Below are 14,338 nucleotides of genomic sequence, written 5' to 3'. Positions count from 1 at the left end.
ATGGGATCTTTCCTGTCTTGTCCCTTAATTATCGTACATCTTCTATGGTAATTTTTGATTTACATCATCAACATGGCGAAAAACTGTTTATTTTTCAATCAAAAGTAAAACGTCATTTTCTAAAAAATATCTTTCCACTGTCTTAGTAGGCTAAAACAGGTGAGAGTATCAAAATGAGTGAGATTTTGATCACAAAAGTGCTGTTTTATGTTGTGCTGGATCTGTGCGTCTCTGGCGCGAAGGAAGGGGTTTATGGCCAGTTCAAGGCCGATGGTTGATGGAATTGTTGCTATCCCTTTAGCTCTGAGCTCAGTGACTTTGTCCATATAATAGCGTAACTGGGGGTTTTGCGGGTCGACTCTTAGGGCAAATTTGAGGTTTGATAAGGTATATTCGTGGGCACAATAGACCTTAGTTTGGCTGGGCAACTGAGTCAGCTGTGAAAGTGAGTGGTGCATTTGTGCACTGGTGCCTTCGAAGAGGCGTCCACAGCCAGCACTAAAAAGCGTATCACCACAAAAAAGATTATCTTCAATCACATAGGCAATGTGACCTGCGGTATGTCCTGGTACACTTAAGATAGTAACCTTAGCATTGATATAGGGGATGTTTAACTCATCAATGAGCTTGGGATCTATGGGCTGATTCACCCCGGCAATATTTTCTTGCTTAGGACCATAAACCCTAAGTGTTTCACCCGTTGTGTTGCGAGTGTATTCACTAAGCTTTGCGATTCCCCCAGTATGATCCCTGTGGTGGTGGGTAATTAAAATCCCGGCGAGCTGAAGCTGATTTGACGCTAAATAATTGATAACCACATCGGCGTCACCTGGGTCAACCACATAGACATGACTTTGGGTATCTTGTTGTAAAACCCAGATATAATTGTCATTAAATGCGTTGACAGCTGTTATAGTGAGCATAGCCTTGCCCATCCTGTGCAAAAGTGAGTTAGGGTTATTATCTATCACCTTAATGGGCTTGGCGACCATTGTTATTCACTATGTTGCAGTGGACTATCAATGCTGAATGTCACCTTGAAAGCATGATACACAGTGGTAGTTTTATACAATGTGAACAGGGCAAGGGGCTTTGCCATTCCACAGAGGGTGGATTCGGTGAAGTAGAGATTAGGGAGGATGGTGTGACCAATTTTGCAAGTGCACGTAAACCCGCGCAGTGGGAGGACCTGCCTAATGGTGCTGCGTTACAGCAGGTTGTTGCTGAAAAACTCAGTGACTGGTGGCCTAGGATGTTTGGCTATCACCTTTTAAAAATGGGCCCATTAGGGGCTCAGCTTTCAAGCATGGAATCCCCTGTTGCCCATCATTTTTCCCTCTGTCATGAGCTTAATGCCTCTCTCATAGGTGATTATTGCCATTTACCACTGCAAAATGGGGTCATTGATGCAGTGGTGATGAGTTTGCTGCTCGAGTTTGAAGCTGATCCCTATCGAATATTGCGTGAAACCGACAGGGTGCTTATTGCCGGCGGGTATTTAGTGATTGTGGGATTCAATCCATTAAGCCCTGTATTTATTGGGAAACTTTGGCCGAAATATCAGGAACAACTGCCTTGGTGTGGCCGATTTTTTATGCCCTCAAGGGTGAGGGATTGGCTGGGGCTCTTAGGTTATCAAGTGGTGAGCGATGAGCGTTTAGTGTATCACCCGCTGATTGGTGAATTTAATGAAGGGCGGTTCATGCAGCAGACACTGGCCTCCTGGTTACCGAGCACAGGCAGCTTGTATTTGATTGTTGCACGTAAATTAGAATCCCCACTGACGCCAGTGCGTGATAAACGCAAAATTATACAGCCTAATTGGTCAACGGCTCCCACGGCGGGACGGGCTGGTCGATTAGCTGAGAAAACAGAAAAATAATTCAAAAGTTGGACGTGACATGCGAATAACGCTTAAGCAGCTCCTTGTGTTCGAAGCGGTTGCCCGCAGTGGTCAAGTGGCGAAGGCGGCGGCACGGGTGAACCTTTCCGCCCCCGCGACATCGATGGCGCTAGCGGAACTCGAAAAGCAACTCGATACTCGTTTGTTTGAGCGTATGGGTAATAAATTACAGCTTAACTCGCAGGGCATTTTATTGTTGCCGCTTGCAACCGATGTGCTGCACCGCGTTGAGCAAATTGAGCAGGTTTTTAGCCGGCAAAGCGCGGATCTTATTGGGCAACTTGCTATTAGCGCAAGCTCAACTATTGGTAATTATCTGCTTGCCAAGGCGGCTGTTGCTTTTTGTCAGCAACATACCCAGACCCATGTTGACGTGGCCATCACTAATACTCAAGAGGTGATTCAATCCGTTGCTCAATTTCGATCCGAGATAGGGTTTATTGAGGGGTATTGCACTGATAATCGCCTAAACATTGAGCTATGGCATAGGGACAGATTATTGGTTTTTTGCCATCCGGCGCATCCCTTAGCGGGCTGTCATGTTAAGCCGCATGAGCTTAAGGGACAAACTTGGGTGCTGCGCGAAGAAGGTTCAGGAACGCGGGAATATTTTGTGAATGCTGCCAATGAACTCGATATGCAACCCGAAGTGAAATTTTGTTTTGCCACGCCCGATGCCATTAAGCAGGCGGTGAAGCAGGGCGCAGGTTTAGGCGTATTGTCGGAGCTGGCGTTAGACAAGGAGCTAAATCGTAAGGAATTGGCCTTAGTGCATATCGAAGGTTTGATGCTTGAACGGCAGTTTTACAGGATTACCCATAAGAGTCGTCAAGTCACCTCGTTAGGGCAGGCTTTTGTGGATTTTTGCAATAATTTTTTGCAGGTGAAACTGCCAATATAGTTGGACTCAGGTGTTGACCCAGATAAAGTCAATCCGCCAATAGTGGCATTCAAACAGTGGCGAATGTTAGACGTCACCGGGTGTTACAGCAGGGCTCTTTAGGAGCCCTTAATGGGGGTAAATGGTCATTGCGATTGATGGTCGAACTGTGCTGAATTATGCTTGGTAGCCTTCGTCAATCTGGGTTGGTTTGGCTTCAGCCGCGCTGCGGGCAAGCACATCACAACGCTCGTTTTCGGTGTGGCCTGCATGGCCTTTTACCCAGCGCCAATCGATGTCATGGATTTGTGAAGCTTTATCAAGGCGTTTCCAGAGATCCACATTTTTAACTGGGGTACGGTTGGAGGTCATCCAGCCTTTCTTCTTCCAGCCATGGATCCAAGTCATAATGCCCTGGCGCATATATTGGCTATCGCTGGTAAGAATGACTTTGCAGGGTTCTTTTAATGCTTCAAGGGCAATAATGGGACCGAGTAATTCCATGCGGTTATTCGTCGTTAGTGCAAAACCGTCGGACATCTCCTTTGTATGGCCCTTATAATTCATTACAATGCCATAGCCACCGGGGCCAGGATTGCCTAAGCAGGAGCCATCGGTGTAGATGTGTATCAGTTTTAGTTCAGTCATCAAGTGGTTACCATCGCCGTGAATTTCGGCCGAGTATAACGAAAAAAAGTCATCAGAAGCGTAATAAAGTATGAATATTATTTCAAACGCCAGTCGTCAGGTTATTTTGGATACCGAAACCACAGGTATGAACCAAGGTAGTGGCGCCGTGTATTTAGGTCACAGGATCATTGAAATCGGTTGTGTCGAAGTAATTAATCGCCGATTAACGGGACGTTACTTCCACCAATATATTAACCCCGGACAAGCGATTGACCCCGAGGCGATTGCAGTTCACGGTATTACCGATGAGCGTGTGGCCAATGAGCCCAGATTCCACCAAATTGCCCAGCAGTTTATTGACTTTATCGACGGCGCCGAAATTGTGGCCCATAACGCAAACTTCGACGTGAGCTTTATGGATCATGAGTTTTCCTTGCTGCAACCCTTAGGGCCAAAGACGTCAAGTATCTGTAGCATTTTAGACTCCCTTGAAATCGCCAAGTTTTTACACCCAGGGCAGAAGAACAACCTCGATGCACTGTGTAAACGTTATGGCATCGATAACTCCCGCCGTGAATACCATGGCGCGCTGCTCGACGCTGAAATTCTTGCCGACGTTTATTTGGCGATGACTGGTGGTCAGACGAAGTTCAATTTGTCAAACGAAGAAGTTGGTCAAGAGGCGGGCGGTATTCAACGATTTGATCCTGCATCACTCAATCTTAAAGTTGTTAGTGCATCGGCCGATGAACTGGTCATGCATGAACAGCGCCTTGATTTAGTCGCAAAATCAGGGAAATGCCTCTGGAGAGGATAGATAATTTAATATGACGATGCCGCTGCGAACAGTCCTTTTTACGACCACTATATTCCTAAGTACAAGTTATGTTGGCGTGATAAGTGCCGCAGAGATTGCGCCCAGCACTGTGGCTGAACCATCACCTACGGTGAAGGCGGCCGAGGTCACTGCGGCGCAAACAACACCTGCTAAAGTCAAGGTTGCTGAAACCAATGAATCATCTAGCAAAGCGGCTACTAAAGCGGTCGTGAGCCCACAGCTGACACGTAAAATCGTGCCCTTAGATACGGCATCTGAGCTTAAAAACCGATTCCGCGTTGATCATTTGGTCAGTGATATGACGTTAATTATTGAGCGCGAATATGGTTCATCTCCCGTGATTGTTGTATTGCCCGATGGAAGTAAATGGTACGCCAACCGTCACCCTGAGGACGTGCAATGGGTCGATGGCCTTACCGGCGACATTATTTATATTCCTTCTCCCCAGCCAGGGCCGTGGCAATTGGTGGGTAAGGTAGTACAGGGCTCTAAAATCAAGAAGGTATCAAAACTTGAGATTGAAGTGCAGCCACTGCCACAGCCGCTGTTTCAGGGGGAAGACATTAAAATCTTTGCTCAACTGATGGGGGATAAAGAGCGCTTAAGGATGCCAGGTTTGGATTTTCTGGTGGAATGGACGGTGCATTTTGTCAGTAAACACAATGTGGGTGATGAAAATTATGCCACGGGTGACATCATTGTGGGTTCTTACAAGGATAATGGTGAGAAGTACGATGAAAAGCCTGACGATGGTGTTTTCACCAGTGACATCAATCTAAAGCAGCCATGGGGTAATTATAACTTTGTTGTGAATGCGCGAAATAACGTATTCGATCGACAAATTTCCTATCCTTTTCTATTGTCACCAAGACCGATAAAGGTGGAGGTTATGACCCCCGATGATCCACTATCGGGTCAATGGAAACTTAGAGTACAAGCTGATGAGTCTGTTCTTAAACTTTCAGACACCCATGTATCATTAGAATTAACGGGGCCCGCTGGATTGCAATTACCCGTTATTATGAAAGGAATGCCTCAGGCTGAAAGTATTTTACCTCTACCCCGTGTGACAGAATTCGGTAGTTACCGCATAAAAGGTTCCGTTGCGACCACCACAGTAACAGGGCGTGAAATCGTCCTAGATGTTCCTGAGCTGTTTTTTAATTTAGTTCAGCCACCAGAACCTCCGCCAAGCGCTGAAGAGCTGGCTGCGATTGCAGCACAACAGGCCGCCGAAGAGGAAGCAAAAGCCAAGTCCGATGCCATGTTCTGGATTATTACCGTCAATGCTTTATTGCTTTTCCTTGGTGTCGCGGGGTTAATACTGTGGCGTAAACGCCAAAGTCTTGCACAAGCCCTCGCGGCAGCAGAACAGCGGATGTTGGAAAAGGGCACAGAAGGTGCTTCGAGCAAGCTTACTCACGATGATATTGATTTAACGATGCCAGATGATCCACCCAGAAGAAGATAAAGCAGAATTTGTCTTTAGGTTACATGGTTTTTTTGATTGTATTTTGTTCATTAATCGAGGTTTTTTAGTTCTGTTGGCGAAATTTTAGCTAAACGATTAAGTTGCGTGAAAAAAACGGTTGACGCTGTGATAACGCCCCCGTATTATTCACCGCAACTTGAGTGGAGCGGTAGTTCAGTTGGTTAGAATACCGGCCTGTCACGCCGGGGGTCGCGGGTTCGAGTCCCGTCCGCTCCGCCAATCAAGTTACTCTGTATAGAGTTTGAAACGGTGGTTTGTAAATTTAAATGTCGTTTTATTTCAACGGTCTATCACGTGAAATAGCAGTTAATCTGTCAATTTGGATAGAAAGAATTTGGAGCGGTAGTTCAGTTGGTTAGAATACCGGCCTGTCACGCCGGGGGTCGCGGGTTCGAGTCCCGTCCGCTCCGCCAAATAGGAATAAGCCTCATCGAAAGATGAGGCTTTTTTCTTTTGCGCGTTTTGATTTAGCATCCTGTCCTATGTGTATTCATCAATTTGTTTTCTAACAAGAGTGTCTCGATGACATGCCTTTTTCTTGTTGTTCGTAGACAGTTTTTAGCTGTTACTGTCGGACAGACGTTTGCCTAATAATACATATACCTTTATCCCACTGCGGCGATTTAGCTTTTAGCCGTTAGCCAAAAATAAAATTTCATTCTGCTTGCCTGAGCACAATCGCTTTATACAGTAAGTCAGTTTTTGCTGCTATTGTTAACACCAATAGTTCATTTTTCTACGTGAAAAAAGCATGTTAGCTTAAATGATACTCTGACAGGGCTGGATTAAAGGATGTTATATGGTTGAAAAAATCACTGGGATGTTAGCCTTAATAGGTGTGTTGTCTCTCTTTTGCCAATGGTTAGGGTGGAAGCTAAGGCTACCTGCAATTCTCCCCCTGTTGATCTGTGGACTGATTTTAGGACCGGCCTTGGGGGTACTCAATCCCGATGCGGTCTTTGGTCATTTGTTATTCCCCATTATTTCCCTCGGTGTCGCCGTTATTTTGTTTGAAGGTGCACTCACGCTTAACTTTAAAGAGATTAAAGATCATGGCCGCATGGTGACGCACTTAGTCACGATAGGCACCGCCATTACCTGGGGCTGTATTAGTACCGCGACCTTTTATTTGCTCGATTTCAGCTGGGAAGTCGCCATGTTATTCGGTGCCTTGGTCGTTGTGACAGGGCCAACAGTGATAGTGCCGATGCTTCGAAGTGTGCGTCCTAAGTCTCAGCTGGCAAGCATTTTACGCTGGGAGGGGATTGTTATTGATCCCATAGGTGCATTGCTTGCGGTACTCGTCTTTGAATACATAACAGTTTCAGGAAATCCAACTAGCCATGTGCTGTATTCTTTAGGTTCGATGCTTTCGATTGGCTTAGGCCTAGGGGCGGCGGCGGGTTACTTAATTGGTCAGGTGCTGCGTCACGATTTATTACCCCATTACCTGCGTAATGCCGCCGTGTTAACCCTGATGCTGGGGATTTTTGTAGGTTCGAATCTTATTCAAGAAGAATCGGGGTTATTAACCGTGACTGTGATGGGGATATGGCTTGCCAATATGCGCGGAGTGGATATTGCCGAAATATTGGAATTTAAAGAAACCCTGACGGTACTGTTGATTTCTGCCCTGTTCATCCTGTTGGCCGCGCGCCTCGATTCCAGCGCAATGGTCGATTTAGGTTGGGGTGGTTTAGGGGTATTGGCGGTGACTATGCTCATTGCCAGACCTCTCAGTATCTGGGTATCAGGAATTGGTACGACATTATCGAAGGCGGATAAATGGTTTTTATGTTGGATTGCCCCGCGAGGGATTGTGGCGGCAGCGGTCTCATCATTGTTTGCGATAAAATTAGAAGAGAGTCATGTGCAGGGAGCGGAGGCGATTGTGCCACTGGTGTTCCTTATTATTATCGGCACTGTGGTTATCCAGAGTTTAACCGCGGGTAAGTGGGCCAGAGTGTTGGGGGTAACCTCGGGCAGTGCTCAAGGCTTGTTGATATTTGGGGCCTCAAAATTCTCCCGTGAACTGGCTAAAATCCTTCAATCTAAGGACATCAAAGTGTTGCTGGCAGACAATAACTGGGACAATATCCGGCTAGCGAGGATGGATAATATCCCAGTGTATTTTGGCAATCCTGCCTCTGAACATGCCGAGACCTATATGGACCTCACAGGTATTGGTCGAGTGCTAATTATCTCACCATACCGCCAACTAAACCCCTTAGTGAATTTTTATTTTCAGGATGTGTTTGGTGAGAAAAAGGTATTTGGACTCAATAACACTGAGTCGGGCAGTGCGCGCCATCAATTTTCTGAATCCTACAAACAGCGATTGACGCTGTTCGGCGATACCGTAAGTTATGCCAAAATTGCCAGTTTAATGGCCAAGGGGGCGCAGCTAAAAGTCACTAATTTAACTGACAACTTCACCTATGAACACTTTTGTAAGCGATATGGTGAAACAGCAATGCCTTTGGTGTATCTCACTAAAGAAGGCAAAGTCAATGTTGTATCTGGCAATGATACCCAGTTCCCGAGTGGGATAGAACTAATCAGTTTATTACCCGTTGAAGCATTGGAGGAAGCCAAAGTGCAGCAGGCAATTGCCGAGCAGGAGGCACAAGAAGCCCAGGCCCGCGCCGCTGAAGAAGCGGCAATAGCAGAAAAAACTGAGCAGTCTGGCGCCACTGATCAGCAAGGACTCGACCAAATGCATTAAATCCGGGGTAATGTCTCTGATTAAATGAAAATAAAAAGGAGGCCAATGGCCTCCTTTTTAATTAGGAATCGACTTAAGCGGTGTTTAATCGCTTATGCCGCGCGTTCCTGTGATGTAGATGCAACGGTTTCAGCACGCAGCTCAGCGGGATCGAAGTCATCTACGTTGATGGTCTTCATACGGCCAATTTCAGCGCGTTCCATTAGTTGCACTTCAGTGTCACTCAGTACGCCTAATGCTTTACCTTCAGCAGCCACCTTATCTAGCCACATAAATGGCAGACGTTTACCGCTAGCTTTGCAGACTTTGTCGAACAATGGCTCGGCGGCAAGGATATCTTTAAGCGTTTGCTCTTGGATACCAACTGCGTTGTGTTCAGAGTTCGTCCAGTATTGGCCTTTACCTAAACGGTCGCGACTTTCACATGGCGTTTGCATGATTTTCGCCACTTTATGATCCAGCACATCGCTAGGACGTTTCAGTGGACGACCGAATGGGAACATCACAACGCGCAGTACGCCGCCAAGACCCATAGGGAAGTTATCTAACAATTCATCCAGTGACGACTGTAACTTATACAGCGCATCTTCAACCGCCCATTGCACTAATGGTAAATCGGCAGTTTGACGACCTTCGTCCTGATAGCGTTTCAAGGTCGCAGAGGCAAGGTACAGCTGGCTTAACAGATCGCCTAAACGGGCAGAGATACGCTCTTTACGTTTAAGGTTGCCGCCTAATGTTGCCATCGCTAAATCCGACAGCAGGGCTAAGTTGGCACTGAAACGGTTCATATGCTGATAATAACGCTTGGTTTTATCAGAGTATGGCGCGTTTGAGAAACGGCTTGAGGTTAAGCCTAACCAGAAGCTACGGATAAAGTTACTGGTCGCAAAACCGATATGACCGAAAATCGCTGCATCGAAGTTGGCTAAGCCTTGACCGGATTCGTTATCGAAGGCCGATTGCATTTCAGCTAACACGTAAGGATGGCAACGGATTGCACCTTGTCCGTAGATGATCATCGAACGGGTCAGAATGTTTGCGCCTTCAACAGTGATCGCAATAGGCGCCGCTTGGTAGCCACGACCTAAGTAGTTGTTAGGGCCTAAACACACACCTTTACCGCCGTGGATGTCCATCGCATCGATAATACATTTCTGCATTCTGTCGGTGAGGTGGAATTTAACGATGGCAGAAATCACCGACGGTTTTTCACCTAAGTCGATACCCGTCGTGGTTAATGACGTTACTGCGTCCATCAGATACGCGTTACCGCCGATGCGCGCCATTGGCTCTTCAATCCCTTCTAACTTACCGATAGGCAGTTTGAATTGACGGCGAATGCGGGCGTAGGCACCTGTTGCCAATGCTGCGGTTTTTACACCACCAGCTGAGTTTGACGGCAGGGTGATACCACGACCCACCGATAAACACTCAACCAGCATGCGCCAGCCTTGGCCAGCCATTTTCGGACCACCGATGATAAAGCTTAATGGCACGAACACTTCATTCCCGCGGGTTGGACCATTTTGGAACATACAGTTCAGCGGGAAGTGGCGACGACCAGTTTCAACGCCTTCAACGTCAGTTGGGATAAGGGCGCAGGTGATACCTAGCTCTTCCTTATCGCCGAGCAAATGTTCAGGGTCGCGCAGTTTAAATGCCAGACCTAATACCGTCGCAACCGGGGCTAGGGTGATATAGCGTTTGTTCCAAGTCAGTTTCATACCGAGAACTTCTTCGCCTTCCCACATGCCTTTACAAACGACACCAAAGTCAGGAATAGAACCGGCGTCACTACCCGCTTCTGGGCTGGTTAATGCAAAGCAGGGAACTTCTAAGCCTTTTGCTAAACGTGGCAAGTAGTGGTTTTGCTGCTCAGGCGTACCATAGTGCTGTAATAACTCACCAGGGCCTAAGGAGTTAGGCACACCTACGGTAGAGGCTAACTCGCTGCTTAAGCCTGCAAGCTTTTGCAGTACGCGTGATTGGGCATAGGCAGAGAATTCTAAACCACCATACTTTTTCTTGATGATCATGGCAAAGAAGCCATTATCTTTAAGATATTGCCAGATTTCGACTGGTAAATCAGCAAGTTGGTGTGAAACCTGATGTTGATTTAACATCTTGCACACTTCTTCTACTGGACCGTCGAGGAAGGCTTGTTCCTCGCTACTTAGGCGAGCAACAGGGTAATTATGAAGTTTTTTCCAGTTAGGGTTGCCGGCAAACAGGTCAGCTTCCCACCAAGTAGTACCGGCTTCGATGGCTTCTTTTTCGGTAGAAGACATTTCAGGCATGATGCCACGGTACACTTTCATCAGCGGACGGCTGATCACATTTTGTCTAAACGCACTGATATTGAGGGGAAGCGCGATCACAAGGAAGATAATCCAAGAGATTGGGCCAACAACGTCAAGTGTCCATCCTGCTGTCATCACAACAGCGGCTGCAGCAGTGGCCGTGAGCAAGGATACCCGAAGGTATGCTAACGCACCGAGCACAAAGATCATGGCGATGATCCAAAGTAGGGTAGTCACTGTATTTCTCCTTATAGATGACCTAATGCCAATCACAGGTGATAGCAAATGTTGTTGATTACGATCACAATTATAGCTTGTGGTCTGACCTGTGTCGCATAAAAGTTAAACCTAAGATTGTTTGAACACAAGTGTTTTTCAAACAATTGTTTAAATATTTTGTCTTCATCGTACATTCCACAAATATCTTCAAATAGTTACAATGCTGCAAAGAGGTAGTCGTACAACCAATAGGCGAGAAATATGTGTGAATTACTGGCAATGAGTGCCAATGTCCCTACCGATATTGTGTTTAGTTTTACTGGCTTAGCCGAGCGCGGTGGTGTGACAGGTCCCCATGTCGATGGCTGGGGCATTACCTTTTATGAGGGTAAGGGGAGTCGTACCTTTAAGGATGCGAGCCCTAGCAGCGAGTCACATATTGCCAAATTAATTAAATCCTACCCCATCAAAAGTGAAGTGGTGATAAGCCATATCCGACAGGCGAATCGCGGCTGCGTTTCTTTAGAAAATACGCATCCATTTACCCGCGAACTTTGGGGGCAATATTGGACCTACGCCCACAATGGCCAATTAAGCGATTATCAGGACAAATTCCAAGTGTCCCGCTATCAAAGCGTGGGGGATACCGACAGTGAACTGGCCTTTTGTTGGATTTTAGAGCGAGTCGCCACTCAGTTTGGCGATAAGCGCCCTGAGGATATGACTCTCGTGTTTCGGTTTATTGCCACGCTCGCCGAGGAAATCCGTGCCCTCGGGGTGTTTAATATGATCCTAAGTAATGGTGAGTATTTAATGAGTTTTTGCAGTAACAATCTTTGTTACATCACTCGCCGCGCGCCCTTTGGCAAAGCCAAATTAATTGATACTGATGTAGTGATTGATTTTAATCAGGAGACCACGCCACACGATGTCGTGACCGTCATTGCGACTAGACCATTGACCGAAAATGAACAGTGGCATGTGATGCAGCCTGGTGACTGGAAACTGTTTCGGCTCGGCGAACTTATCATCGATTTACAGCATCGACATTGATTCAAAGATAAGGCCAAACTGCTGAACTCCATGTAGAGTGCGAGTTTGGCCTTTGATTAAGTGGTTGTTAATCTATGGAATCTACAACAGCAAATCTTCGTAACAACAAAGTCTTAGTAAGCAGCTATTAAGCTTACTGGGCTGAGTTACCAAGTAATTTAGGGATCTTTTTTTCAGTCCCTTCCGCCGTGGCTGAGTTTGCCGCATTTGGAACATCGTCAAATTGGTAATTCAGCAGTTTTATATCGAGCTGCTTGCTGCCTTTTTCAAAATGGGTCAAGCGGATAGGTAAATAAGCCAGTTCAGGTGCCATCCAGAAAAAGGTTTGCCTTTTTTTACGCTTTTTCTCATCGCGAACCACTTCAATTTTTACTGTCTCATAGCTGCCGCTTTCGATAGTGACGCGCTCTTTGCCGACGACATGAAATTGGTATTCATCAATTTCATTGTCTTTTATCATTTTAAAATCAAGAGGTTGTTTTCCTGAGCTGATGTCTAGCCTGAACTGCAATTGCACCATCAGTGGATCAAACACATCGCCATTAAAGGGAAACTTCCCCTTTTCATCCTTGTAGCGGGTGAAAATCATTCCCTGATCCTGGGCGAAAGCGGTTTGTTCAGTGAAATTGGGCCCAACACCTTCACGCTTATGCAGGTAACGCATGGGGATGAGTCGCTCTCCCTCCTGCGCAAATTCACTCACAACATGCCGCACATCGGTTAATAACAGTAAACTTAAATCGCTGTCGAAACTGTATTTATAAATACCATCCTCCATTTTAGGGAGTTGGTATTTCGCTTTACCCAATTCGACATCACCAAAATTGACTTGATATTCAGCTGTTTGGGGAGTTAATGGTGATGGAGCTGCTTGGGCAATGGTACTTTGGCCTAGGGCACAAAGACTCGCAACGAACAGGGGGATGGTACGCAAATAATGCTCCTTATGTCACAAAATGTTTGCGATGATCACGTTGGAACAGCAAAACATGACTTAACTCGGTAGTACTTCAAAACGTCACCAAACCGGCGCATCTCTTAGTTTATAGCCTAGCTGATATTCCATGTAAACAGTCTATAGATCAAGACATTAAACTAAAATGACAAAGACAGTACTAAAGTTGCTAAATCCGGTTGCCACTCATATTCAGACAAATCTACTTTGCCACAGTTCACCGCAATACCGTCAATACGTAATAATTCCAATTGTTCCTGAAAGTAGGCTGAATTTTTTTCAAAGGAAATTTTCCCTTGGCTATTAAGTACCCTAAACCAAGGTAGGGCGAGATGTTCGGGCGCCGCTTTCAGCGCCTTAGAGACGTATCGCGCCCTACCGGGGAGTCCGGCAAAGTCGGCAACCTTGCCGTAGCTTGTGACTTTTCCTTTCGGGATCATCGCGATGACTTGCCATATTCTGGCCATAGGGTGGACTTGTGCTGTGGATTTGGCTTGGTTTGTGATGCGTTCATCCTGCGCTAATAAGGCTGCTATCGGTGAATGTTCCTTTGAGTACCCCATAGTACCGACTGTCTCTTGTGATGTGACTGATAAGCTTATGCCGCCAGTCTACGTCAAAGCTCAAACGGCGAGAAGGTCTTTCATTACTGGTACATAAATCTATAAAAACGATTGCGTTGATTTTTATTAAACTAATTACTCTTTCATATTGAGAAAATACTGGAATAGTTCATAATGACGCCTCATTTTTGACCCATTGAGAGACGAACAGGCATGGCTGTACTTCCTATTCTGACTATTCCGGACGAGCGTTTAAAGCGTAAGGCTCAACCTGTAAAGGATATTGAAGCGATTCAAGGTTTTATTGATGATCTCATCGAAACAATGTATCACACCGATGATGGTATTGGTTTAGCTTCAACCCAAGTGGGTAGCACAGATGCAGTTATCGTGATTGACTTATCCGAAGATCGCTCAGAGCCTATGGTGCTGATTAATCCTGAAATTGTTGAAAAATCTGGCGAGTATGTTGGCGAGGAAGGCTGTCTTTCGATTCCTGGCTATCGTGCTAAAGTGACTCGCTTCGAAAAAGTCAAAGTCACGGCACTTGACCGTAAAGGACAGCCACTAGAAATTGAAACTGATGACTTTTTAGCAATCGTACTGCAACACGAAATCGATCATTTGCACGGTAAAGTGTTTATCGAGCATTTATCTGCACTAAAGCAACAAATCGCCCTTAAAAAAGTGCGTAAGTACGCTTAATCCGTTGCTAGTCTGTTCAGTTTGACTTAAAGCGTTAAAACGGACGCAAATAAAAAAGCCGCATTTTAAGCG

General features: G+C 46.0%; 12 protein-coding genes and 2 tRNA genes. 9 read left to right on the top strand and 5 right to left on the bottom strand.

What is annotated here, in order from left to right:
• Positions 1 to 119 precede the first annotated feature (119 nt).
• Complete coding sequence (gene gloB, locus K0H61_RS09935; protein WP_220049012.1) at positions 120 to 923, bottom strand: hydroxyacylglutathione hydrolase; 804 nt, start codon at positions 921 to 923, stop codon at positions 120 to 122.
• Between the two features lie 221 nt (positions 924 to 1,144).
• On the opposite strand from gloB, the gene K0H61_RS09930 reads away from it, so the two are divergent.
• Together K0H61_RS09930 and K0H61_RS09925 are read left to right on the top strand one after the other, a co-directional pair.
• Complete coding sequence (locus K0H61_RS09930; protein ID WP_220049010.1) at positions 1,145 to 1,882, top strand: methyltransferase domain-containing protein; 738 nt, start codon at positions 1,145 to 1,147, stop codon at positions 1,880 to 1,882.
• A 19-nt stretch (positions 1,883 to 1,901) separates the two neighbouring features.
• A complete protein-coding gene (locus K0H61_RS09925; RefSeq protein ID WP_220049009.1) occupies positions 1,902 to 2,804 on the top strand; it encodes a LysR substrate-binding domain-containing protein in 903 nt (300 codons plus the stop codon).
• 156 nt (positions 2,805 to 2,960) lie between these two features.
• Here K0H61_RS09925 and rnhA read toward each other — a convergent pair whose 3' ends face one another.
• A complete protein-coding gene (rnhA, locus tag K0H61_RS09920) occupies positions 2,961 to 3,431 on the bottom strand; it encodes a ribonuclease HI (RefSeq protein WP_220049008.1) in 471 nt (156 codons plus the stop codon).
• Positions 3,432 to 3,501: 70 nt separating this feature from the next.
• Here rnhA and dnaQ point away from each other — a divergent pair, with 70 nt between their 5' ends.
• The 5 genes from dnaQ to K0H61_RS09895 all read left to right on the top strand — a co-directional run bounded on the left by dnaQ (position 3,502) and on the right by K0H61_RS09895 (position 8,468).
• The gene (gene dnaQ, locus K0H61_RS09915) at positions 3,502 to 4,230 is read left to right on the top strand and encodes a DNA polymerase III subunit epsilon (protein WP_220049006.1); all 729 of its coding nucleotides are present in this window, start codon (positions 3,502 to 3,504) and stop codon (positions 4,228 to 4,230) included.
• Between the two features lie 10 nt (positions 4,231 to 4,240).
• Positions 4,241 to 5,722: a TIGR03503 family protein gene (locus tag K0H61_RS09910; protein ID WP_220049004.1), complete on the top strand. Its 1,482-nt coding sequence runs from the start codon at positions 4,241 to 4,243 to the stop codon at positions 5,720 to 5,722.
• A gap of 163 nt (positions 5,723 to 5,885) precedes the next feature.
• Positions 5,886 to 5,962 (top strand) — tRNA-Asp (locus tag K0H61_RS09905).
• Positions 5,963 to 6,079: 117 nt separating this feature from the next.
• Positions 6,080 to 6,156 (top strand) — tRNA-Asp (locus tag K0H61_RS09900).
• 386 nt (positions 6,157 to 6,542) lie between these two features.
• Positions 6,543 to 8,468, top strand: coding sequence for a cation:proton antiporter (locus K0H61_RS09895; protein ID WP_220049002.1), 1,926 nt, complete (start codon positions 6,543 to 6,545; stop codon positions 8,466 to 8,468).
• Positions 8,469 to 8,560: 92 nt separating this feature from the next.
• On the opposite strand, the gene fadE is transcribed toward K0H61_RS09895, so the two are convergent.
• Complete coding sequence (gene fadE, locus K0H61_RS09890) at positions 8,561 to 11,008, bottom strand: acyl-CoA dehydrogenase FadE (protein WP_220049000.1); 2,448 nt, start codon at positions 11,006 to 11,008, stop codon at positions 8,561 to 8,563.
• A gap of 243 nt (positions 11,009 to 11,251) precedes the next feature.
• Between fadE and K0H61_RS09885 the strand changes: the two genes are divergently transcribed.
• Positions 11,252 to 12,043 carry a class II glutamine amidotransferase gene (locus tag K0H61_RS09885; protein WP_220048999.1) on the top strand — a complete coding sequence of 264 codons (792 nt, stop codon included), beginning with the start codon at positions 11,252 to 11,254 and terminating at the stop codon, positions 12,041 to 12,043.
• A 133-nt stretch (positions 12,044 to 12,176) separates the two neighbouring features.
• Here the strand turns inward: K0H61_RS09885 and K0H61_RS09880 are convergent, their stop codons facing one another.
• Positions 12,177 to 12,977, bottom strand: a complete 801-nt coding sequence (locus K0H61_RS09880) for a DUF3108 domain-containing protein (protein WP_220048997.1) — start codon at positions 12,975 to 12,977, stop codon at positions 12,177 to 12,179.
• Between the two features lie 161 nt (positions 12,978 to 13,138).
• Positions 13,139 to 13,561, bottom strand: a complete 423-nt coding sequence (locus K0H61_RS09875) for an MGMT family protein (RefSeq protein ID WP_220048996.1) — start codon at positions 13,559 to 13,561, stop codon at positions 13,139 to 13,141.
• Positions 13,562 to 13,774: 213 nt separating this feature from the next.
• Here K0H61_RS09875 and def point away from each other — a divergent pair, with 213 nt between their 5' ends.
• On the top strand, positions 13,775 to 14,266 hold the full coding sequence (gene def / locus K0H61_RS09870; RefSeq protein WP_220048994.1) for a peptide deformylase: 492 nt from the start codon (positions 13,775 to 13,777) through the stop codon (positions 14,264 to 14,266).
• Positions 14,267 to 14,338: the final 72 nt, after the last annotated feature.

Source organism: Shewanella acanthi (genome assembly GCF_019457475.1).
GTDB lineage: Bacteria > Pseudomonadota > Gammaproteobacteria > Enterobacterales > Shewanellaceae > Shewanella > Shewanella acanthi.
The sequence above is the reverse complement of the archived record's forward strand: the minus strand, read 5'-3'. Positions and strand labels throughout refer to the sequence as shown.